This window comes from Intestinimonas massiliensis (ex Afouda et al. 2020), assembly GCF_001244995.1.
GTDB classification, from domain to species: Bacteria; Bacillota; Clostridia; order Oscillospirales; family Oscillospiraceae; genus Intestinimonas; species Intestinimonas massiliensis.
Genome location: NZ_LN869529.1, coordinates 800,596 through 823,114, shown reverse-complemented (window position 1 = coordinate 823,114; position 22,519 = coordinate 800,596). Strand labels below are relative to the sequence as shown.

Annotated in this window: 24 protein-coding genes; 4 read left to right on the top strand and 20 right to left on the bottom strand. The window is 60.8% G+C overall.

What is annotated here, in order from left to right; translation table 11 throughout:
- Positions 1–24: 24 nt before the first annotated feature.
- From BN2154_RS07905 to BN2154_RS07890, 4 genes are all read left to right on the top strand, one after another.
- Entirely contained in the window at positions 25–846 is an 822-nt protein-coding gene (locus BN2154_RS07905) for an ABC transporter permease (RefSeq protein ID WP_050619576.1), read from the top strand.
- 68 nt (positions 847–914) lie between these two features.
- The gene (locus BN2154_RS07900) at positions 915–1,985 is read left to right on the top strand and encodes an ABC transporter substrate-binding protein (protein WP_050618299.1); all 1,071 of its coding nucleotides are present in this window, start codon (positions 915–917) and stop codon (positions 1,983–1,985) included.
- 101 nt (positions 1,986–2,086) lie between these two features.
- The gene (locus BN2154_RS07895; RefSeq protein ID WP_050618298.1) at positions 2,087–2,494 is read left to right on the top strand and encodes a thioesterase family protein; all 408 of its coding nucleotides are present in this window, start codon (positions 2,087–2,089) and stop codon (positions 2,492–2,494) included.
- Positions 2,484–2,969: a YbaK/EbsC family protein gene (locus BN2154_RS07890; protein WP_050618297.1), complete on the top strand. Its 486-nt coding sequence runs from the start codon at positions 2,484–2,486 to the stop codon at positions 2,967–2,969. Before BN2154_RS07895 ends, BN2154_RS07890 begins: the two co-directional genes overlap by 11 nt.
- A 42-nt stretch (positions 2,970–3,011) precedes the next feature.
- On the opposite strand, the gene hisE is transcribed toward BN2154_RS07890, so the two are convergent.
- The 20 genes from hisE to BN2154_RS07790 all read right to left on the bottom strand — a co-directional run bounded on the left by hisE (position 3,012) and on the right by BN2154_RS07790 (position 22,459).
- Positions 3,012–3,341, bottom strand: a complete 330-nt coding sequence (hisE, locus tag BN2154_RS07885) for a phosphoribosyl-ATP diphosphatase (RefSeq protein ID WP_050618296.1) — start codon at positions 3,339–3,341, stop codon at positions 3,012–3,014.
- Positions 3,338–3,664 carry a phosphoribosyl-AMP cyclohydrolase gene (gene hisI / locus BN2154_RS07880; protein WP_050618295.1) on the bottom strand — a complete coding sequence of 109 codons (327 nt, stop codon included), beginning with the start codon at positions 3,662–3,664 and terminating at the stop codon, positions 3,338–3,340. Before hisI ends, hisE begins: the two co-directional genes overlap by 4 nt.
- Positions 3,665–3,668: 4 nt before the next feature.
- A complete protein-coding gene (gene hisF / locus BN2154_RS07875) occupies positions 3,669–4,424 on the bottom strand; it encodes an imidazole glycerol phosphate synthase subunit HisF (protein WP_050618294.1) in 756 nt (251 codons plus the stop codon).
- Positions 4,418–5,140 carry a 1-(5-phosphoribosyl)-5-[(5-phosphoribosylamino)methylideneamino]imidazole-4-carboxamide isomerase gene (gene hisA / locus BN2154_RS07870; RefSeq protein ID WP_050618293.1) on the bottom strand — a complete coding sequence of 241 codons (723 nt, stop codon included), beginning with the start codon at positions 5,138–5,140 and terminating at the stop codon, positions 4,418–4,420. Before hisA ends, hisF begins: the two co-directional genes overlap by 7 nt.
- A complete protein-coding gene (gene hisH / locus BN2154_RS07865) occupies positions 5,137–5,748 on the bottom strand; it encodes an imidazole glycerol phosphate synthase subunit HisH (RefSeq protein WP_050618292.1) in 612 nt (203 codons plus the stop codon). The genes hisA and hisH overlap by 4 nt, the downstream gene beginning before the upstream one ends.
- Before the next feature lie 2 nt (positions 5,749–5,750).
- Complete coding sequence (hisB, locus tag BN2154_RS07860; protein WP_050618291.1) at positions 5,751–6,329, bottom strand: imidazoleglycerol-phosphate dehydratase HisB; 579 nt, start codon at positions 6,327–6,329, stop codon at positions 5,751–5,753.
- A gap of 10 nt (positions 6,330–6,339) precedes the next feature.
- Positions 6,340–7,614: a histidinol dehydrogenase gene (gene hisD, locus BN2154_RS07855; protein WP_050618290.1), complete on the bottom strand. Its 1,275-nt coding sequence runs from the start codon at positions 7,612–7,614 to the stop codon at positions 6,340–6,342.
- Entirely contained in the window at positions 7,611–8,252 is a 642-nt protein-coding gene (gene hisG / locus BN2154_RS07850; RefSeq protein WP_050618289.1) for an ATP phosphoribosyltransferase, read from the bottom strand. Before hisG ends, hisD begins: the two co-directional genes overlap by 4 nt.
- Complete coding sequence (gene hisZ / locus BN2154_RS07845) at positions 8,249–9,418, bottom strand: ATP phosphoribosyltransferase regulatory subunit (RefSeq protein ID WP_195892326.1); 1,170 nt, start codon at positions 9,416–9,418, stop codon at positions 8,249–8,251. Before hisZ ends, hisG begins: the two co-directional genes overlap by 4 nt.
- Before the next feature lie 119 nt (positions 9,419–9,537).
- The gene (locus tag BN2154_RS07840) at positions 9,538–13,716 is read right to left on the bottom strand and encodes a PolC-type DNA polymerase III (protein WP_050618287.1); all 4,179 of its coding nucleotides are present in this window, start codon (positions 13,714–13,716) and stop codon (positions 9,538–9,540) included.
- Between the two features lie 25 nt (positions 13,717–13,741).
- Positions 13,742–14,779 carry a flavodoxin-dependent (E)-4-hydroxy-3-methylbut-2-enyl-diphosphate synthase gene (gene ispG / locus BN2154_RS07835; protein ID WP_050618286.1) on the bottom strand — a complete coding sequence of 346 codons (1,038 nt, stop codon included), beginning with the start codon at positions 14,777–14,779 and terminating at the stop codon, positions 13,742–13,744.
- A 39-nt stretch (positions 14,780–14,818) separates the two neighbouring features.
- Positions 14,819–15,877: a M50 family metallopeptidase gene (locus BN2154_RS07830; RefSeq protein ID WP_050618285.1), complete on the bottom strand. Its 1,059-nt coding sequence runs from the start codon at positions 15,875–15,877 to the stop codon at positions 14,819–14,821.
- 27 nt (positions 15,878–15,904) lie between these two features.
- On the bottom strand, positions 15,905–17,050 hold the full coding sequence (locus BN2154_RS07825; protein WP_050618284.1) for a 1-deoxy-D-xylulose-5-phosphate reductoisomerase: 1,146 nt from the start codon (positions 17,048–17,050) through the stop codon (positions 15,905–15,907).
- Entirely contained in the window at positions 17,047–17,874 is an 828-nt protein-coding gene (locus tag BN2154_RS07820) for a phosphatidate cytidylyltransferase (protein WP_050618283.1), read from the bottom strand. The genes BN2154_RS07825 and BN2154_RS07820 overlap by 4 nt, the downstream gene beginning before the upstream one ends.
- A gap of 3 nt (positions 17,875–17,877) precedes the next feature.
- Positions 17,878–18,624 (bottom strand): isoprenyl transferase, encoded by a 747-nt coding sequence (locus BN2154_RS07815; protein ID WP_050618282.1) that lies wholly within the window; start codon positions 18,622–18,624, stop codon positions 17,878–17,880.
- 112 nt (positions 18,625–18,736) lie between these two features.
- The gene (gene frr / locus BN2154_RS07810) at positions 18,737–19,291 is read right to left on the bottom strand and encodes a ribosome recycling factor (protein ID WP_050618281.1); all 555 of its coding nucleotides are present in this window, start codon (positions 19,289–19,291) and stop codon (positions 18,737–18,739) included.
- 1 nt (position 19,292) lies between these two features.
- Positions 19,293–20,015 carry a UMP kinase gene (gene pyrH / locus BN2154_RS07805; protein WP_050618280.1) on the bottom strand — a complete coding sequence of 241 codons (723 nt, stop codon included), beginning with the start codon at positions 20,013–20,015 and terminating at the stop codon, positions 19,293–19,295.
- A 229-nt stretch (positions 20,016–20,244) separates the two neighbouring features.
- Entirely contained in the window at positions 20,245–21,159 is a 915-nt protein-coding gene (tsf, locus tag BN2154_RS07800; RefSeq protein WP_050618279.1) for a translation elongation factor Ts, read from the bottom strand.
- Positions 21,160–21,242: 83 nt separating this feature from the next.
- A complete protein-coding gene (rpsB, locus tag BN2154_RS07795) occupies positions 21,243–21,986 on the bottom strand; it encodes a 30S ribosomal protein S2 (protein WP_050618278.1) in 744 nt (247 codons plus the stop codon).
- A 188-nt stretch (positions 21,987–22,174) separates the two neighbouring features.
- Positions 22,175–22,459 carry a YlmC/YmxH family sporulation protein gene (locus BN2154_RS07790; protein WP_050618277.1) on the bottom strand — a complete coding sequence of 95 codons (285 nt, stop codon included), beginning with the start codon at positions 22,457–22,459 and terminating at the stop codon, positions 22,175–22,177.
- Positions 22,460–22,519: the final 60 nt, after the last annotated feature.

Genomic DNA, 22,519 nt, shown 5'->3' with positions numbered 1-22,519 from the left:
AACGGACTTGTCAGCCGCCTGTTTATGCTCCTGGTATTTCTTTTCCTCTACGCCCCCATCCTGGTCCTGGTGGTCTTTTCCTTCAACGCCTCCAAGAGCAAGGCGGTGTGGGCCGGCTTTACCCTGGACTGGTACCGGCAGCTCTTCCAAAACGACATGATCCTCAATGCGCTGGCGGTCACACTGGCGGTCTCCGCCCTGGCGGCTGTGATCTCCACCGTCATGGGCACGGCGGCGGCCATCGGGTTTCGCAACCTCCGCCGCCGGTTCCGGAGCATCTGCCTGACCGTCAACAACATCCCCCTGACCAATGCGGATATCATTACCGGCGTGTCCATGATGCTGCTCTTCCTGCTGGCCATCAGCGCCTGGAACGGCAGCCTGGGCCAGCTTACCGGCGTGAAGTGGAGCATGGGGTTCCTCACCCTGCTGATCTCCCACATCGCCTTTGACGTGCCTTATGTCATCCTCAGCGTGATGCCGAAGCTCTCCCAGTTGGACCCCAATATCTACGAGGCCGCTCAGGACCTGGGCGACCACGGCTTCCACGCCTTCTACAAGGTCATTCTGCCGGAGATCATGCCCGGGGTCATCAACGGGCTCATCATGGCCTTCACCCTCTCCATCGACGACTTTGTCATCAGCTATTTTACGGCCGGGAGCACCACCCAGACCCTCTCCATGGTCATCTATTCCATGGCCAAAAAGCGGGTCAGCCCGGAGATTAACGCCCTGTCCACCTTGATGTTCCTGGTGGTGGTGGCCCTGATGGTCCTGGTCAACCTCCGTCAAGCTCGGCAGGAGCGCATGGAGAAGCGGCGCCGGGCGGTTCTGTCCGCCAAATAACTCTGTGTTTCTGGGCCCCCGGCCCTGAACAAACCTATTTTATCCCGAAAGGAGCAAACTGAATAGAATTGAAAAAGAAGCTGATCTCCCTCGTGCTGGCCTCCGCCAGCCTCCTCACCCTCGCGCTTACGGCCTGCGGCGGCGGCAGCGCCGCCGACCCGTCCAAGGGTGAGGTCAACGTGTACAACTGGGGCGAATACATTGACATGTCCGTACTGGACGACTTTACCGCCCAGACCGGGATCAAGGTTAACTATCAGACCTATGATTCCAACGAGGCCATGTACGGCAAGCTGGCCGGCGGTTCCGGCGGTTACGACGTCATTATTCCCTCCGACTACATGATCGGCCAGATGATCGAGGAGGATATGCTGGAGCCCCTCAACTTTGATAACATTCCCAACTTCTCCGATGTGGACCCATCCCTGAAAAACCCGGAGTACGACCCGGAAAATCTTTACTCCGTGCCCTATATGTTTGGCACGCTGGGCATCATTTACAACACCACCATGGTGGAGCCCGGCGAGGATATGGAGACCTGGGATGTGCTTTGGAACGAAAAGTACGCCGGGGATATCCTCATGTTCGACAATCCCCGCGATACCATCGGCATCGCGCTCAAGAAGCTGGGATACTCCTATAACACTACCGACGCCGCTCAGATCACTGCCGCGGTGGACCTGCTGATGGAGCAGAAGCCCCTGGTGCAGGCCTATGTCATGGACGACATCTTTGAGAAGCTGGAGGGCGGCAACGCCGCCATCGGCGTGTACTACTACGGCGACTTCCTCACCATGTATGAGAGCAACGAGGACCTGGCCTTCGCTCTGCCCCGGGAGGGCACCAACCGCTACGTGGACGCCATGTGCATTCCCAAGGGCTGCGAGAATCAGGAAAACGCCGAGGCCTTCATCAACTTCATGTGCTCCACCCAAGCGGGCCTGAAAAACTGCGAGGAGACCTGGTACTCCACTCCCCTGCTCTCCGTGCGGAAGGAGTTGGACGCCGAGGTGGTGGACGATCCCTTCGCCTACCCGGATCAGGACTTCATGGATAACCAGTGCGAGACCTTTGCCTGCCTCCCTGCGCAGATCCGCACGCTCTACAACGATCAGTGGGTCCGTCTGATGAATAACTAAACGGCCAAAAGAGCCTCCGCCTGGAGGCTCTTTTTCTTGCCTAATACGAAATTATAGTGTAGAATAAAGCATAAATTTCCTTGAAGGGAGCAAATGATATTATGTCGCTTACTGTTGGACTTAAGGGCCGCGCCGAGACCGTGGTCGTCTATGAAAACACCGCCGCTGCCGTGGGCTCCGGCCTGGTCCCCGTCTTTGCCACCCCCTATATGCTGGCTCTGATGGAGAACGCCGCCGTCAACGCTCTGACACCCCACCTGGCCGAGGGTGAGGGCTCCGTAGGCACCCACCTGGACGTATCTCACGACGCCGCCACCCCCATCGGCATGAAGGTTTGGGCGGAGTGCGAGCTTATCGAGGTCAATGGCCGCGCCCTCACCTTCACCGTCACCGCCTACGACGAGGCCGGCGTCATCGGCAAGGGTACCCATAAGCGCGCTGTCATCAACGTCGAAAAGTTCCTGGCCAAGGTCGGGCAGAAGAAGGCCCCTGAAACCGATGTCCATTGAAACGGTACGCCTGTTCCTGCGTGAAACAGGCTTTGAGGACCGCATCCGGGAGTTTGGGGTATCCAGCGCCACCGTGAATCTGGCCGCCCAGGCCGTGGGCTGCGAGCCCGCCCGCATCGCCAAGACCCTCTCCTTCCTGGTGGACGGCAGGTGCGTCCTTATCGTGGCGGCCGGCGACGCCAAAATCGACAATTCGAAGTACAAGGCTCAGTTCCACACCAAGGCCAAGATGCTGACCCCGCAACAGGCTCTGGACTTCACCGGGCATGCGGTGGGCGGCGTCTGTCCCTTCGCCGTGGACCCGGATCGGGTCACCTCCTACCTTGATGTGTCTCTCCAGCGGTTTGACACCGTCTACCCCGCCGCCGGCAGCTCCAGCTCCGCTGTGCGCCTGACCTGCTGCGAGTTGGCTCAGCTCGCTCGCAGCGCAGGCTGGATCGACGTCTGCAAGGGCTGGCAGGAGACCGAGTTCTGATGCAAAAAGGACCTCCGGAAGCTTCACTTCCGGAGGTCCTTTTCAGGTCTCGTGGTCCGTCTGGTGGAACTGCTTCAGGTTGCCGATCTTCTGACTGCGGCGGTCCAGTTCCTCCAGCACCGCATTCAGCGGGATGTTCTGATCCGCCATCATGACCAGCACATGATAGATGAGGTCCGAGATCTCCCCCACAGTCTCCCCCATCTCACCGTTCTTGGCGGCGATGATGGTCTCTGCGCACTCCTCTCCTACTTTTTTCAGAATCTTATCCAGACCCTCTTCAAACAAATAGCAGGTATAGGAGCCCTCCTGGGGATTGGCCTTCCGGCCCTGAATCACGCCGTACAGGTCCTGTAATACAGTATCTTTCATTCTTTTTCCTCCATCAGCACATTGAAAAAGCAGCTCTGTGCTCCGGTATGACAGGTGGGCCCGTCCGGCGTGCAGAGATAGAGCAGCGTATCGGTGTCGCAGTCGGCAACCACCTTTCTGACCTGGAGAAAATGCCCCGAGGTCTCCCCTTTGTTCCACAGCTTTTGACGGCTGCGGCTCCAGAACCAGGCGGTCTTGGTTTGGAGCGTCCGCTCTACCGCCTCCCGGTTGGTGAAGCCCAGCATCAGCACCTCTCTGGTGTTTATATCCTGGATGATGACCGGGATCAAGTCCGATTTCTGAAATAGCTGATTCAGCTCCATAACCTCACCTTACCGGGATGTCCCGTCCTTTCAAATAGGTTTTGACCTGGGGCACAGTCAGCTCCCCGAAGTGGAACAGCGAGGCCGCCAAAGCCGCATCACAGTCCGTCTCTTCAAAGACCTGGGCAAAATGGGCCAGGGAGCCGCAGCCGCCGGAGGCGATGACCGGGATATGGACGGCCCGGGCCACGGCCCCGGTCATAGCCAGATCAAAGCCCCCCTTGGTCCCGTCGGCATCCATGGAGGTCAGCAGGATCTCTCCCGCGCCCAGCCGCTCGCCCTCCTTCGCCCACCAGACCGCGTCGATGCCGGTGGGCTTTCGGCCGCCGGCCACCACTACCTCATAGCTGCCGTCCTCCCGGCTCCGGGCGTCGATGGCCAGCACCACGCACTGGGAACCAAACCGCTCCGCCGCCCTGGAGATCAGCCCGGGGTCGGCCACCGCCGCGGAGTTGACGGAGATCTTGTCCGCCCCCGCCCGCAGCAGCCGTTGGAAATCCTCCAGCGTACGGATGCCGCCTCCCACGGTGAGGGGCACAAAGACCTGACCAGCCGTCCGCTCCACCACGTCCGCCACGGTATCCCGGTCATCGCTGGTAGCCGTGATGTCCAGGAAGACGATCTCATCCGCTCCCTGATCGGAATAAAATTTTGCCAGCTCCACCGGATCGCCGGCGTCCCAGATATGAATGAAGTTGACCCCTTTGACTACCCGGCCGTCCCGGACATCCAGGCAGGGGATGATCCGCTTGGCTAGCATTGGGGCCCCGCCTCCTTCACGGCCTGGGGCAGGTCCAGCGTCCCAGCATAGTAGGCCTTGCCGATGATGGCCCCATACAGGCCCATGTCTCGCAGCCGCTTCACATCATCCAGGGTGGCGACTCCGCCGGAGGCCACGATGTTGCATGGCACGGTCTTCTGCAGAGCCTCCAACTGCTGAAAGGAAGGACCGGACAGCATCCCATCTGTTGCAATATCCGTAAAGATAATCGTCTTTACACCCTTTGCCTCCACCTGCCGGGCGAACTCCAAATAATCCAGGCCGGAGTCCTGTTCCCAACCCGCCGTGCGGACCTTGCCGTTCAGGCAGTCAATGCCCACGGCGATCTGCTCCGGCTTCCAGTTTACGGCGTAATCCAAGACCGCCGGGTCGGTGACGGCGGCAGAGCCGATGACCGCCCGGGCGGCACCCGCCTCCACGATGGTGATGACATCGGGGATCGACTTTACGCCGCCCCCCAGCTCCACGCGGAGACCAGACTGCTGGATGACCTCATAGATCAGGGGAAAATTGGCCCGCACACCGTCGCGGGCCCCGTCCAGATCCACCATGTGGACCCATTGAGCCCCCGCCTCAGCGAACCGCCGGGCGGTCTCCAGCGCACTGTTGGCCACCTGATGGACTGTGTGGAACTCCCCTTTTTTCAGGCGGACACACCGCCCGTCCTTCATATCAATGGCAGGCAAAAGTATCATTTGTTCAGCTCCCCAAAGTTTTTCAGGATGACCAAGCCGGTCTCACCGCTTTTTTCCGGATGGAATTGGCAGCCGTAGACGTTGCCGCAGGACACCGCCGCCACCACGGAAGGGCCGTACTCCGTGCGGGCGATGACGTCGGATTCCCTGTCGGCCACGCCGCAGAAGGTGTGTACGAAATAGACGTATACACCGTCGTCCAATCCACGGAACAGAGGGGAATGGTTCTGGAAGGCCAGGCTGTTCCAGCCGATGTGCGGCAGCTTTCGGTCGGTCTCGAGCCGCCTCACACTGCCGTGGACCAGTCCAAGCCCCGCACAGGGACGGATCTCCTCTCCCCGGTCGAACAGGAGCTGCATCCCCAGACAGATGCCCAGAATGGGTTTTTTCTCCGCCTGGGTCAGCAGCGTCTTGTCCAGGCCGGGAACACGAAGTTTCTCCGCCGCATCGGGAAAGGCCCCCACCCCGGGCAGTATGATGGCATCCGCCCGCTCCAATTCTGCCGGATCACTGGTGATGCGGGTATCAAATCCCAGATAGCGCATGGCATTGGTGACGCTTTTCAGATTTCCAACGCCGTAATCCAAAATGGCTGTAAAGTGATTCATCCTCACAGAACTCCTTTGGTGGAGGTGACTCCGGTCCCCTCCATCTTGACGGCGTCTTTCATGGCCAGCCCCAAAGATTTGAAAAGGGCCTCCGTGATGTGGTGGGCGTTCCGGCCATACTGGGCCCGCATATGCAGGGTCAGCCCGCTGTTCATTGCCAGGGCCCGCATAAACTCCTCCGTCAGGCAGGCGTCATACGCGCCCATCCGGGCCTGTGGCATATCTGCCTCATAGACCAGGAAAGGCCGTCCAGAGAAGTCCAAAGTCGTGAAGGCCAGCGCTTCGTCCATAGGTACATAGGCGCTCCCAAACCGGCGGATCCCCACCTTGTCTCCCAGCGCCTCCCGCAGGGCCTGTCCCAGTACGATACCGGTGTCCTCCACGGTATGGTGGCCGTCCACCTCCAGATCGCCCTTCGCCGTCAGAGTCAGCCCGAAGCCTGCATAGAAAGCCCAGGCGTGCAGCATGTGGTCAAAAAAACCGATCCCCGTGTCGATCTTGACCGGGCCGCCGGACAGCCACAGGGCCGCTTGAATCCGGGTCTCCTTGGTTTCCCGGGAAATATTGGAAATTCTCTCCATGCCTTCCCTCCTATTCAAACCGCACACGAATGGAATTGGCGTGGGCGGTCAGATGCTCCGCCTCCGCCATGGCCACCACCTGCTCCCGGATCGGGGCCAGGGTATCGCGGCTGTACGCTACGATGCTCATGGTCTTAAGGAAGCTATCCACAGACAGGGGAGAAAAGAAGCGGGCCGTACCGGAAGTGGGGAGCACGTGACTGGGGCCCGCCAGGTAGTCCCCCAGGGGCTCGGGTGACCATTCTCCCAGAAAGACCGCGCCGGCGTTTCGAATTTCAGGCAGCACCGCCCTGGGGTCCTCGGTCACGATCTCCAGATGCTCCGGAGCAATCTCATTGGCAAGGGAAATTGCTTGCTCCAGGCTGTCGCAGACAATGGCGCAGCCAAAGTCCCGCAGTGAAGCCTCCATAATGTCCGAACGGCTCAGATAGCCGGCCTGACGGACGATCTCAGCGTCCACCGCCCGAGCCAGCTCCATACTGGTGGTCAGAAGGACGGCAGAGGCCAGGCGGTCATGCTCGGCCTGGCTCAGGAGGTCGGCGGCCACATAGGCGGGGTTGGCGGTCTCATCGGCTATCACAAGCACCTCGGAGGGCCCCGCCACCATATCAATATCCACCTTGCCATAGGCCAACCGCTTGGCGGTGGCCACAAAAGCATTGCCCGGCCCCACCAGCTTATCCACCTTTGGAATGAAGCCGGCCCCAAAGGTCAAGGCCGCAATGGCCTGGGCTCCGCCCACGGCGATGACCCGATCCACTCCGGCAATTTTGGCGGCGGCCAGCACAGCGTCGTTCAGATTTTCAGTGGGAGGGGTCACCATGATCAATTCCTCGACCCCCGCTACCTTGGCGGGGACCGCGTTCATCAGGACTGAGGACGGGTAGGCCGCCGTGCCGCCGGGCACATAGAGCCCCACCCGAGTCAGGCCCCGGACTACCCGGCCCACCGTCCCGCCGTCCGGGGAGGTCCACTCCATGCTCTGGACCAGCAGCTTTTCATTGTAGTCCCGGATGTTGGCCGCCGCGCGCTCCATGGCGGCAATCAGCTCATCCGGACAGCGGTCATAGGCGGCCTCCAGCTCCTCACGGGGAATCTCATAGGGAATTTTGCCGTCAAACTTGAGGGAATACGCCTCTACAGCCGAAAGGCCCTTTTCCTTTACAGCTCTTATCACAGCAGAGACAGCTTCTTCGATATCCGCGCCCACCTCTGCCGCCCGGGCTCGCATCGCCGCGATACGGGCCTGTTCTGCCCTCCCGTCAGCCTGGATGATCTGTATCATACGCGACACTCCAATTCCCGTTCACAGCGGTTTATAAAGTCGGTGAGCTCCGTCTTATGGAGCTTCATACTGGCTGGATTGACAATCAGCCGGGCGCTAACCTGCGCCACGTCCTCAATGGGCACCAGACCATTTTCCCGCAGAGTCGCCCCGGTCTCCACGATGTCCACAATAGCGTCGGCCAACTCCAGGATGGGGGCCAGCTCCACCGAGCCCTCGATCTTGATGATATCCACGTCCATACCCTTCTTCTCAAAGAAGGTACGGGCCACGTTGGGGTATTTGGTGGCGATGCGCCGGGTCTTATAGGTGCCGTAAAAATCACTCCCCTGTTTTACCGCCAGGGCAAACCGGCACTTACCGAAGCCCAGGTCCAGCACCTCATAGAAGGAGCGGCCCTGCTCCAAAATGGTATCCTTACCCACAATACCCAAATCACAGACTCCGTGCTCCACGTAGGTGATTACGTCCGGGGCCTTGGCCAGCACCGCATCCAGAGGATAGTTGGGAATGGCGTGGACCAGCCGCCGGCCGGGCGACTGGATGGGTGAGCAATCCAGACCCATGGCCTCAAACAGCTCCACCGATTTCTCCTGGAGCCGGCCCTTGGTCAGGGCGATTCGCAGTCTCTGGCTCATACCTCCACCAGCCTTTCCCCGTCTCCATCCAGCACCAGCACACGGTCCGCGCCCTTTTCACGGGCCAGCTCCAGCGTCTGCTCCAGCGTTTCGCAGGGAGACAGCTCACAAGTCCCCGCCGCACGGTCGTCCACGGCCTTCCAGGCGCGGGCCAGTTCCCCGCGCTCAAAATGGACCAGCAGGCCCACCTTCGGGAGCTCCCGGGGCGGCAGACAGCCCGCCACCGCGTCCACGTCCACCGCAAATCCGGTGGCCGGAGCAGTGCGGCCGAAAGCCTCCACCAGCTTGTCATAGCGCCCGCCCGAAAGGACGGCGTCCCCCGCTCCCTCCACGTAGCCCCGGAAAACCACGCCGGTGTAATAGTCGATTTGATGGACAAGGCCCAGGTCAAAGCGGAGATAACCGCCATAGCCCGCCGCCGAAAGCTCGGTATACAGCCGCCGCAGATAGTTCAAGGCGCTGCTGCCCCCGGCGAGGGTCTCGGCCTCGTCCAGCACTTCGGCCCCGCCGAACAGCCTGGACAAGCGCTTCAAAGCGGCGCAGGCCCCCTGTCCCGCATAGGGCTCCAGCAGGTCGTTGAGGGCGGCAAAATTCTTTCCCTCGATGAGGGCGCGCATCTGCTCCACCGTCTCAGAGGGCATATCCATCCGGCCCGCCAAGTCCCGGAAAAACCCCACATGTCCCAGCTCGATATGGAATCTCTCCACTCCGCAGGCCCGCAGGGCATCCACCGCCATGGCGATCATCTCCAGGTCGGCCTTTTGTCCAGCCGCGCCGATGAGTTCCACCCCGCACTGTGCAATCTCACTGCTGCCGCCCTTGTGCTCCTGGCCGGAGCGAAACACCGTCTGGTCGTAGTAGAGCCGCTGGGGCAGCGGCACCGCCTTCAGCTTGGTGGCGGCCACCCGGGCGATGGGGGTTGTGCAGTCGGGGCGCATCACCATGATCTTGCCCGACCGGTCGATGATCTTCAGCATGCTCTCCTGGGGCATGGGGTTGCCTGACTGAAGAAATAAGTCGTAAAACTCCACCTCCGGGGTGGAAATCTCGGCATAACCCCGGCACTGAAACAGCTTGGTCAGGGCGCTCTGCACCTGCCGCCGCTCCCGGCACTCAGAAAACAGCCGGTCCCGGGTCCCCTCGGGCGTATGGATCGTATAGCGCAAAGGGAATTCCCCACCTTTCTCCAATTTGCTTTTATATACTATCACGCTACTATGCTAAAGTCAAGAGGAATCCGGCCTGACTTATGGCCCCCACCTTGTTCAAAATAGACAGACAGGGTTCAAAACAGGGTCATCTGACTGGTCTCCGGCAGATTGCCCAGGGCGCCGCAGGTCCGGAGCAGCTCAATGTGGGCCTTGGTCACCTTGGGACAGTCGGCGGAGAACTCCTCCACCGAGAGGTACTGCTTCCCCTTGCGCTGCTCCACAATGGAAACCGCCGCTGTCTCCCCCAGGCCGGGGATGGCCATGAACGGAGGAATGAGCGCCTTCCGCTCCCGGTCCACCTGGAACCGCACTGCATCGGAGCGGTACAGGTCCATCTGATCAAAGGTGTAGCCGCGCAGATAGAATTCATAGACCACCTCCAGGGTGGTCAGCATGTCCTGTTCCACGGCGGAGGCGTCCTTGTCCTTGGCCCGAATTTCGTTCATCTTTGCCTTGACCCGGTCCATCCCCAGACACATGACGGTGGCGTCAAAGGCCTTGGCCCGGATGGAGAAGTAAGCCGCATAGAACACAAGTGGATCGTGGACCTTGAACCAGGCGATGCGGAAGGCCATCATCACATAGGCCACGGCGTGGGCCTTCGGGAACAGATAGGCGATCTTTTTGCAGGAGCCGATGTACCAGTCGGGTACGCCATGCTCCTTCATCTCGTCCTCGGCCCCTTCCGGAAGCCCCCTGCCCTTTCGGACCGCCTCCATGATCTTGAAAGCCCGCTTTTCCTTCATGCCGCAGGAGATGAGATAGAGCATGATATCGTCCCGGCAGCCGATGGCCTGGCCGACGGTAGCAGTGCCGGACAAGATCAGGTCCCGGGCGTTGCCCAGCCACACATCGGTGCCGTGAGAGAAACCGGACAGCCGCACCAGAATGTCAAATTCGGTGGGCTTAGTCTCCTCCAGCATGCCCCGGACGAAGGAGGTACCGAACTCCGGGATGGCGGTGGCTCCGGTCGGGCCGAGAACCGGGTCGTCCTCGTACCCCAGTGCCCTGGAGGTGATGAAGATACTCCGGGTATCCGGATCGTCCAGAGGGATGGTCTTGGCATCCATGCCGCTGAGGTCCTCCATCATGCGGATCATGGAGGGATCATCGTGGCCCAGCATGTCCAGCTTGAGCAGATTGGACTCCATGGAGTGATATTCGAAATGGGTGGTGATAATGTCGGTATCCGTGTCATCGGCCGGGTGCTGCACCGGGCAGAAATCGTAGATCTCCTTGTCCTGAGGGATGACCACCATGCCGCCGGGGTGCTGTCCGGTGGTCCGTTTGACCCCGGTACAGCCCTTGGCCAGCCGCAGCATCTCCGCCTTGGTGGCGGTCTTGCCTCGTTCCTCCAGGTACTTTTTTACGTAGCCAAAGGCGGTCTTTTCCGCTACCGTGCCGATGGTGCCCGCCCGGAACACGTGGGTCTCTCCAAAGAGCTCAAAGGTATGGCGGTGGGCGCTGGACTGGTACTCGCCGGAGAAGTTCAGGTCGATATCGGGCACCTTGTCGCCGCCGAAGCCCAGGAAGGTCTCGAAGGGGATGTTGAAGCCGTCTTTTTCGTAGGGAGTCCCGCACACGGGGCACACCGCGTCGGGCATATCGGCTCCACAGCCCCAGCCCCCTTCCTTGGCCGCTTCGAAGTCGGAATGCTTGCAGTTGGGGCAGCGGTAGTGGGGCGGCAGGGCGTTGACCTCGGTGATGCCCGACAGAAAGGCCACGATAGAGGACCCCACCGAGCCCCGGGAGCCCACCAGATAGCCATGGTCCAGGGAGTCCTGCACCAGCTTCTGGGCCGACATGTAAATCACGTCATAATGCCGCATCAGGATATCTCCCAGCTCGGCGTTGATGCGATCCACTACGATCTGGGGCGGCTCCTCCCCGTAAAGGCGCTTGGCCTTTCCCCACACCAGCCGCTTCAGCTCCCCCTCGGAATCCTCCAGCTTGGGGGCGAACAGACCGTTGGGCAGCGGGCTCAGATCTCCGCACCAGGCGGCGATGAGTTGGGGATTGTCGATGACCACCTCCCGGGCGGTCTCAGCGCCCAGATAGGAGAATTCCTCCAGCATCTCGTCGGTGGTGCGGAAGTAAAGCGGATTGGGCGCGTCGGCGTCCTCAAAGCCCTTGGTGGCCAGCAGCACATGGCGGTAGATCTCGTCCTCCGGGTCCAGGAAGTGGACGTCGCCGGTGGCCACCACGGGTTTGCCCAGTTCATGGGCCAGCTCCACGACGGTGCGGTTGAAATTCCGCAGCTCCTCCCTATCACGTGCAATGGTCTTGCCGTTCTTGTCGGGCCGGAGCATATAGGCGTTATTGCTCAGAGGCTGAATTTCCAGATAGTCGTACCAGGAGGCGATGCGCTTGAGCTCCGCCCAGGAGCTGTGCCGCACCACTGCCTGGAACAGCTCGCCCGCCTCACAGGCCGAGCCCATCAGCAGCCCCTCCCGGTTCTCATCAATGAGGCTTTTGGGCATCACCGGATACTGCTTGCGCTGGAAGTGCTCCAGATGAGCCTTGGAGACCAGCTTATAGAGATTGCGCAGGCCGGTCTGGTTGCGGGCCAGGACGATGAGATGCCGGGCCCGGCGTTTGCCCTTCCGGGCCTGGTTCTGTCCGGCGACCCAGTGGTTGATGGGCCCCAGGGAGTGGATATCGTGTTCCTCCTCCAGCCTTTTGAAGAAGGGCACCAGCATATAGGCCACGGTGGAGGCGTCGTCGGTGGCTCTGTGGTGGTGGAAGGCGGGCAGGCCCAGGTGGTCGGCCACGACGTCCAGCTTGTGCTTGGACAGGTGGGGCAGAAGGGCCTGGGCCAGCGGCAAGGTGTCCACCGCCGTCGCCTCGAAGGGGATACCGCAGCGGCGGCAGCCCTCCGAAAGAAACCCAACGTCAAAGCCGGCATTGTGGGCCGCCAGAGGTCGCCCGTTGACAAAGGCCAGAAACTGCCGGATGGCCTCCGCCTGCTTGGGCGCGCCCTTGACCATCTCGTCGGTAATGCCGGTCAGACGGATGATCTCGGGGTTCATGGGCCGTTCCGGGTCCACAAAGGTGGAAAAGATCTCGTCGGTGACCTGGCCGTTCTTCAGCACCACCGCGCCGATCTCCGTAATCACGTCCCGCTGGGCGTCCAGGCCGGTGGTCTCTAAATCAAAGCAGACGTATTCCCCGGAAAAGGGAACATCCATCGTCCCCCGCACCGTGGGCATGTCGTCCACGTCGTTCTGGAAGTAGGCCTCCACCCCGAAAATCATCTTGATGCCAGCCTTTTTGGCGGCGGAATAGGCGGTGGGGAAATCATGGCAGACGCCGTGGTCCGTGATGGCGATGGCCGGATGCCCCCAGGCCGCCGCCCGCTTAATGACCTCCTTGATGTCGGTGGTGGCATCCATCACCGACATGCGGGTGTGCAGGTGGAGCTCCACCCGCTTCTCCCCTTCCGCCTTGTCCTGGCGGACGGTCCGCGTCCCCTCCGCGATGCCGGTGGGTTCGATCTGCAGCTCCCCCTGGTAGGGGCTGACCCGGCCCTGGACCACAAGGCGCTGCCCCTCCCGGATGGCCCCGGCCAGCTCCTTACCTTCGTCTCCGACCAGAAATTTGGCCACCCGGATGGAATTGGTCTGATCCGTGATGTCAAAGCGGACGATCCACGCGCCTCGCTTCTTCATTTCCAGATGGTCGGTGGCGAATACATCTCCTTCAATGGTCACCATTTCGGAGTCCAGGGTGATGTCGTTCATGGCGATGGCGGGAAATTTTTTCACCATACGGCCGTAAATCAGCTTCTCCTTGGGCCCTTCCCGGCCGCCCCTTTTCTCCGTGTGTGCCGCCGGCTTGATCTTCTTCAGCGCCGCCTGCCGGATGCGTTCCGTCCGGCGAAAGACCTCCATCGGGTCCTCCGATTCCGGGGGCACCGCTTCCGGCGGGGCAGCCTCGTCGGTGGGTAGGGGCTTCCGCTCCGCCGAAACCGGCAGCTTTGGGGGCTCCGGCGGGGGAAGCGGCTCCGCCGCCGGCGTCTGAAACCGCAGCGTTACGCGCTGGACCCCATAGGCCGCCGCCAGCTCCCGCTCCAGCAGCGCCCTGCGCACATCATCCGGGCATTGAGCACACTGGATCTCCGCCTGGATGCAGCGCTGCTGCCGGTCGATGACCGCACCGGTGACCAGCATATCGGTCAGAAGCGGCCGCAGGTCCTCCGATGGCTTCCACGCGGAAAAGAGAACCAGAATGGGGATTTTCTTCTGCTCTGGCATATGTATACGCTCCTACGCTGATTTTTTACAATTCCTCGATCAGGGCAAACAGCTCGTCCACCAGCTCCGCCTGGGGCACCTTCTTTACGATCTCTCCCCTGCGGAAGAGCAGGCCCACGCCGTCTCCCCCTGCAATGCCCACGTCGGCGGCCGATGCCTCTCCGGGGCCGTTGACCACGCAGCCCATAACCGCCACGGTGATGGGCTTCTCCACTCCTTTGAGGCGGCACTCCACCTCCTCGACCAGGCCGATGAGGTCGATCCGGGTGCGGCCGCAGGTGGGACAGGCGATCAGGTCGGGACCCTCCTGTCGGATGCCCAGGGCCTTCAGGATATCCCGGGCGGCGTAGACCTCCTCCACCGGGTCGGCGGACAGAGACACCCGCAGGGTGTCCCCGATGCCGAAGCCCAGCAGACCGCCGATGCCTATGGCAGACTTGAGGGTGCCCATGCGGATGGTACCCGTCTCGGTGACGCCCAGGTGAAGCGGATAATCGCACCGCTCGCTCATGAGCCGGTAGGCCGCCATGGTGGTCCGCACGTCGGAGGACTTGAGGGAGATGCAGATGTCGTCAAAATCGAAGCGATGCAGCAACGCAATGTGTCCGAAGGCGGACTCCACCAGGGCCTCGGGCGTTACCCCGCCGTACCTGGCCAGCAGCGGCTTTTCCAGAGACCCGCCGTTGACCCCAATCCGGATGGGGACGCCCTTCTCCCGGCAGGCCCGCGCCACCGCCTTCACCCGTTCGGCGTCCCCGATGTTGCCGGGATTGATGCGCACCTTGTCGCATCCGGCTGCCACGGATTCCAGAGCCAGACGGTAATCGAAGTGGATATCCACCACCAGCGGAATGTGAATCTGCTCTTTGATGGCGCCCACAGCACGGGCCGCCGCCTGGTCGGGCACGGCTACCCGGATGATGTCGCAGCCCGCCGCCTCCAGCCGGTGGATCTGCGCCACGGTGGCCGCCACATCGTCGGTACGGGTGTTGCACATGGACTGGATGGGAATGGGAGCGCCCCCACCCACGGGAACGCCCCCAATGTTGATCTGCTTTGTCATACAATCACCTTTTATCCCTTATAGGAAAGTAATTTCGCTTTACGCAAATAGCTTGACAATATCATTGAAGGCCACAACCACCATCAGCAGGATCAGGCAGCAAAACCCCGCCATATTCACATAGCCCTCGTATTTGGGGTCCAGCTTCCGCCGGGTAAGCAGAGAGAACAATCCGTTGACCGCCAGGAAGAAAATGCGCCCGCCGTCCAGGGCTGGAATGGGCAGCAGGTTCATCACCGCCAGGTTGATGGCGATGAAGGCCACGAACCACAGGATATTCGCCAGTGCGGCCGCCATATTGGGAGACTGGGCCCCCACGTCCGACATCATGGTTACGATGCCGATCGGGCCGGACATGTCCTGGATACCGGCTCGACCGGAAAAAAGATCCACCAGGGACAGGCGCACCATCCGCACCATATCAATGGTATTGTACCAGCTCTGACGCAGCCAATTTCCCACGTGGAAGGGCTCCCGGACGCAGATGAGCCCCCGCATCTGCACAGTCTCGCCCTCGTAGGTGTATTCCCGGGGCCGGAGATCAAAGCCCGGCCGCTCCAGGCGTACGCCGTCCCGCTCAATGACCAGATCCATGATGCCGTCCTCGTCACGGCCAAAGAACAGGTCCAAATCACTCTTGGTATAGATCCGTTCGCCGTTGACCCGGACGATCCGGTCGCCCGGCAGCAGCCCCTGGGCACTTTCATAGGGAAAGCCTTCCATAAGCGTGTCGATGACCGGGACCACAAAGAAGGTATTCTGGGCCAGGAGCAGCGCCAGCAAGACAAAGCCGGTGAGGAAGTTCATAAAGGATCCCGCCACCAGAATGATGAACTTTCTCCAGGCCGGCTTATTGGAAAATGCCCTGGGGTCGTCGGAGGCGTCGTCCTCCCCCTCCATGGCGCAAAAGCCGCCCATGGGGATGGCGCGCAGGGAATACTGCGTCTCCCCTTTTTGCGTGGAGAACAGCAGTGGCCCCATGCCGATGGCAAATTCGTTCACCCGCACCCCCAGCAGCTTGGCGGTGATGAAGTGTCCGAACTCATGCAGGGCGATGAGGATACCAAACATGAGAATGGCGATGATGATATAGAGCATAAGCGTATTCAGTCTCCTTGACGGGTATTACCGGGCGCAGCGGACCGCCTCTCTGGCGGCATGGTCGGCCAGAAGGATGTCCTCCAGAGAGGGCCGCTCTACGGGTTTGACCCGCTCCAGAGCCTCTCCCACCCGTCTGGGGATGTCCAGAAAGCCGATCTCCTCCCGCAGGAAGAGGTCCACCGCCGCCTCGTTGGCTCCGCTGAGCACGGCCGGCGCCGTACCCCCCTGCGCGGCCGCCTGAAGGGCCAGTGCCAGACATTCGAAGGTCTCGCAGTCCGGGGCGGCAAAGGTGAGCGGCGGGCAGGACAACAGGTCCAGTGACGCCGCCGGGCCCGGCGCCCGCGCCGGCCAGGTAAGGGCGTACTGGATGGGCAGGCGCATATCCGGCGCGCCCAACTGCGCCAATACGGCATTATCACAGTATTCCACCAAGGAGTGAACTATACTCTCCCGATGGATCACGATCGAAATCTTTTCCGGCGGCATTCGGTAAAGGCCCATGGCCTCGATCAACTCCAGGCCCTTGTTCATCAGAGTGGCGGAGTCGATGGTGATCTTGGCCCCCATGGCCCAGTTGGGGTGGCACAGCGCCTGAGCCTTTGTTACCCGGGCGAGCTGTTCCCGGCTCCAGCCGAAAAAGGGCCCGCCGGAGGCGGTGAGGATCAGGCGGCGCACCTCTCCCCGGTCGCGGCAGCCCTGCAGGCACTGGAAAATGGCCGAGTGCTCCGAGTCCACCGGGACAATCTCGGCCCCATAGCGGTCTGCCTCGTCCATGACCAGCTTCCCGGCGCAGACCATGGTCTCTTTGTTGGCCAAGGCGATGCGTTTGCCCTTCCGGATGGCGGCCAGGGTCGGCTCCAGCCCGGCCACCCCCATCACAGCGGTGACTACGGTGTCGGCCTCCGCCAGGGTGGCTGCCTCCAAAACGCCCCGAGGTCCGGCCGCCACCCGGATGGGGGTGTCCGCCAGGCGCACCTTCAAATCGGCGGCGGCCGACTCCTCCACCGCCGCCACCAGCTTGGGCCGGAATTTCCGAGCCTGCTCTTCCAGCAGCAGAGAATTCCGGTTGGCGGTCAGCGCCGCCACCGTCAGGCCGCAGGCCTGCGCAACCTCCAGGGTCTGCCGCCCGATGGAGCCGGTGGACCCCAGCACCGAAAGAGTCCTTTTCATCCCACCGCCCCCTGGATAGCCGGGAAATAGACGATGAGGATCTCCAGCAGCGGAGCGCAGAAGATGACGCTGTCAAAGCGGTCCAGCACTCCGCCGTGACCGGGGAAGATCGTGCCGTAATCCTTGATGTCATACTGCCGCTTGATGTAGGAGAAGGCCAAATCGCCAAACTGGGCCACCACTGCCCCCAGCAGTGCGTAGAGGATCAGCAGCCCATAGCGCACTGCGGCAGCCCCAAAACAGGCGGACATCACAAAGCCGTAGATCAGCGTAGCGGCGACCGAGCCTGCCACGCCGCCAACCGCCCCCTCCACCGTCTTTTTGGGGGAGAGCTCCGGGGCCAGCTTATGCTTTCCGAAGGCCATGCCCGCAAACAGCGCAAAAGCGTCGCTGAGCCAGGCTACCACAAAGGGCAGCAGGATATAGTAGCGCCAGTCGGGCATCTCACGGATGCGGATGAAGGTGGACAGGAAATAGGGGATGACGATGGAGAGGAAGAAAGAGCCCCCCATCTTCTCCATAGTCACCGTATAGTGGCTTTTCATAGCCACTGCAAACAACAGTACCACATAGAGGAAAAGGGTCACCAGTGCGGGCAGCATTCGCTCTCCTACAAAGACCCAGAAGGGGATGAGGCCCGCCAGGACGATGGCCAGGCCAGAGATCTTCGGATTTTTGACAAATCCAGTGGACCACAGCACCTCGTGCAGCGCGATCATGGCCAGGCCGGACACGACAACGGGCAATACCCAGCTTGGCGCAAAAAACAGCATCAAAATGATGAGCGGGACAAAAATCACCGCTACCATGATCCGCTTACCCATGCATCAGATCCCTCCAAATCGGCGCGACCGCCCCTGATAGGCCGCCAGCGCTTTGTGCAGCTCGTCTTTACTGAAGTCCGGCCAAAGCACGTCGGTAAAATAGAACTCCGCGTAGGCCGACTGCCACAGCAGAAAATTGGAAATGCGCAGCTCGCCGCTGGGCCGGATGACAAGGTCTGGGTCCGGCACGCCGGCGGAAAACAGATACCGTGAAAATTCCGCCTCAGACAGATGGTTGGGGTCTCCCCTGCCCGCCGCGCAATCCCCGGCAAAGGCCCGGGCCGCCCGGAGCAGTTCGTCCCGGCCTCCGTAGTTGAGGCAGATGTTTACCTGGCACCCCTCATAGCGGTCGGAGATCGCCTCGGTCTCCCGGCACAAGGTCCGCAGCTCCTCATTCAGCGGAGACAAATCCCCGAAGAAGCGCATTTTTACCCGGTCCTTCTCCATGCGCCCGATGGCCTCCAGCAGATACTTCCTCAGCAGACCCATGATGGCGGAGACCTCCTCCGCCGGGCGCTTCCAGTTCTCCGTGGAAAAAGCGTAGACCGTCAGATACTCCAATCCAATGTCCTTGCAGTAAGTCGCAATGGTACGAAAGGTCTCGGCGCCCGCGGCGTGTCCGGCGGTGCGTGGCAGGCCCCGCCTCTTGGCCCACCGGCCATTGCCGTCCATGATGATGGCGATGTGCCGCGGCAGACGATCAAAGTCTACCGGCGCGGCCGTATTTTCCTTTTTTCTGAACAGCGGCATGTCCTCGCTCCTGTCGGGCAGGGCGGCTTCCGTCCCACCTCAAGTTGTCTCAAATACGAAGCGTGCGGGGCGCCGGGGCGCCCCGCACCGCAAGCTGTGTGAAGGAAATCCCCTACACAGCCATCAGCTCCGTCTCCTTCTTGGCTGTCAGCTCGTCGATCTGCTTGCAGCGTTTATCCGTCATATCCTGCAGCTCTTTTTCCAACTCCTTGAGCTCGTCCTCGGTGATCTCTGACTTTTTCTGCATGGCCTTAAACTTATCCATGGCGTCCCGACGGATATTGCGGACCGCCACCTTGCCGTTCTCTCCATACTTTTTTACCTGCTTGGTCAGGTCCCTGCGGCGCTCCTCGGTCAGTTGGGGGAAGCCCAGGCGTATAACACGGCCGTCGTTCTGGGGATTGATGCCCAAATCGGAGGTCTGAATCGCTTTTTCAATGGCCTTGAGCAGCGTGGCGTCCCAGGGCTGGATCATCAAGCTGCGGGGATCGGGCGAGGAGATGGCCGCCACCTGATTGATGGGGGTGGGGCTGCCATAATAGTCCACGGCGATCTTATCCAGCACGGAAGCATTGGCGCGTCCGGCCCGGACACTGGCAAAGTCGGAGACTACCACATCCACAGTCTTCTGCATTTTGACGTCGTAAACCTTCAGCTCTTCCTTCATATCACTGTTCCTCCTTGACAATGGTACCGATCTTTTCACCCATGACCACCCGGTAGATGTTCTCCGGGTCCTTGAGGGCAAACAGAATCACAGGAATTTTGTTGTCCATGGAGAGGGACGTCGCGGTGGAATCCATCACCTGCAGGTGCTGGGCCAGCACGTCATCGTAGGAGATGGAGTCATACTTCACGGCGTTGGGGTCTTTCTTGGGGTCGGCACTGTAGACGCCGTCGATATTTTTGGCCAGCAGGATGGCGTCGGCGTCGATCTCCGCCGCACGCAGCACCGCCGCGGTATCGGTGGAGAAGAAGGGGTTGCCGGTGCCGCAGCCAAAGATGACCACCCGCCCCTTTTCCATATGCCGGATGGCCTTGGAGCGGATGTAGGGCTCGGCCACGGAGCGCATCTCAATGGCCGTCTGTACGCGCACATCCACACCCTTCTGCTCCAGCACATCCGCAATGGCCAGGCAGTTGATGGCGGTGGCCAGCATCCCCATGTGGTCGGCCCGGGTCCGCTCCATCCGGTCGCCGCCATCCTTGAGCCCCCGCCAGAAATTGCCACCGCCCACGACGATCCCTACCTGGACGCCGGCCTGTGTACACTTCTTAATGACATCGCAGACCTTGCCGATGACGTCAAAATCCAGCCCACGGCTGGCATCGCCAGCCAGGGCTTCGCCGCTGACCTTCAGCAGCACCCGCTTATACTGCGGTTCAGCCATTCCATCAGCCCCTATCTTTAACCTGTTCTCGTCATTTGCCGCGCGGCCGGTTTTCACCTCCGCGCGGAATTACGCTTTCTCTATTTTAATATAAGTTTGCCCGTTTGCATAGAGCCCAGAATAGATTTTTTACAAATTGTTCTTACCTGTTTGATGGTCCCTGCCTCTCCTGGGCCGTAGAAAAGGGCCCCGGGAGACGACTCCCGGGGCCCTGCCACAAACGGGCGGTTTACTTGCCCAACTGCTTGGCAATTTCCTCCGCAAAGTTTTCCTGCTTCTTCTCGATGCCCTCGCCCTTTTCGAAGCGGACCGCGTCCTTCAGCACAATGGTACCGCCCAGGCTCTTGGCCACGTTGGCAATGTGCTGCTCCACGCTCATGGAGTTGTCCTTTACGAACTCCTGCTGCAGCAGGCAGTTTTCCTTATAGAATTTGCCCAGCTTGCCGATGACAATCCCCTCTTTGACCTTATCCGGCTTGGCAGCCATCTTGGGATCGTTCTCCATCTGGACCAGCATGATTTTCTTCTCCTCGTCCAGCGTGGCCTGATCGACCTGGCTCTTGTCCAGGAAACGGGGATTCAGGGCCGCGATCTGCATGGCCACATCCTTGCCCACCTCATTGACCTGCTCGGCCGTCAGGCTGGTCTCCAGATTCACCAGCACACCGATCTTGCCGCCGGCGTGGATATAGGGCACGCACACGCCCTCGGTGAACAACGCAAACCGGCGGACCTTGATGTTCTCGCCGATGACCAGGACCATCTCCTGCTGCTCCTCCTGAACAGTACGGCCATTGCCGTAGGGAGCGGCCATCAGGGCGTCCATGTCGGCGGGCTTCTCCTTGGCCACAACTGCGGCCACGCCCTTGACAAATTCCACAAACTTTTCGTTCTTGCCCACGAAGTCGGTCTCGGCGTTGACCTCGACCACCACGCCCACGCCGTCGATGACAGCGGCATAAGCAGCGCCCTCGGCCGCGATGCGGCCGGCCTTCTTCTGCGAGGCGGCCAAGCCCTTCTCACGCAGGATCTCGACGGCCTTGTCCATATTGCCTTCGGCCTCCGTCAGGGCCTTCTTGCAGTCCATCATGCCCACGCCGGTCATTTCGCGCAGAGCCTGTACCTCTTTCGCAGTGATTGCCATATTACAAAACCTCCATCATTTTTTATACTTCTACTCGTAAACAAGCGCCCGCCGCGCGCGGCGGGCGCTTGTCAATGTTTCAATCAGGCCTCGGCGGGAGCTGCGGTCTCGTTGACCTTGGCAGCCTCGTCAGCGGCGGTATCCTCGCCCTGCTTGCCCTCCTGGATGGCGTTGGCCATGACGGAGGAGATCAGGCGGATGGCGCGGATGGCGTCGTCGTTGCCGGGGATAACGTAGTCGATCTCATCGGGGTCGCAGTTGGTATCCACGATGGCCACGATGGGGATATGGAGCTTGCGGGCCTCGTTGATGGCGTTGCGCTCCTTCCGGGGGTCCACCACAAACAGGGCTCCAGGCAGGCGCTTCATCTCGGTGACGCCGCCCAGATACTTCTCCAGCTTGGCGATCTCGCCCATGTGCTTGATGACTTCCTTCTTGGGCAGCATGTCGAAGGTACCGTCCTCCTGCATCTTCTTAAGCTGGTTCAGACGGTCCACACGGCCGCGCATGGTCTTGAAGTTGGTGAGCATGCCGCCCAGCCAGCGGGCGTTGACATAGTAGCCGCCGCAACGGGTGGCCTCTTCCTTGATGGCCTCCTGGGCCTGCTTCTTGGTGCCCACAAACAGCAGAGTCTGGCCGCTGGCGGACAGGTCACGGACAAAGTTATAGGCTTCCTCCAGCTTTTTCACGGTCTTCTGCAGGTCGATGATATAGATGCCGTTCCGCTCCGTGTAGATATAAGCGGACATTTTGGGGTTCCACCGACGGGTCTGGTGACCAAAGTGGACACCGGCTTCCAGAAGCTGTTTCATAGATACGACTGCCATTGATAAAGTTCCTCCTTTTAGTTGTTCCTCCACCCGTTCATCCGAAGACGCCAACCCCAATGGGGCACAGGACGCTTCGTCCAGCGGTGTGAGTCATACTGTGCTTTTACGCACAGCGGTGATATTTTACCATAGTATGCCCTGCAATGCAACACTTTTTTCCTTGACCGGAAGACTTTTTCCCGCCTTTATCCCAGCAGACCCCGTTTCTCGTCCAGCGCCGGCCGGCCGGCGGTCTGCTCAGCCTCCACCAGAATGATGTCCTCCCCGAAGCGACGCACGCATTCCCAGGGAAAGACGTAATCCTCCTCCCGGCCCAGCAGTCCGAAAAAGCGCAGCCGTCCCGGCACCACCAGCGCTTTGACCTTGCCGGTCTCCAGATCCAGCTCCACGTCCCCCACATATCCGAAGCGGCACCCATCGCTGATGTTGATGATTTCCTTGTCCCGCAGCTCAGCCATCCGGCTCTCCATACTGACACCCCATTTTCAAAGCGGTTCGTTTTGTGTATAATCATATACACAGTCTATGAC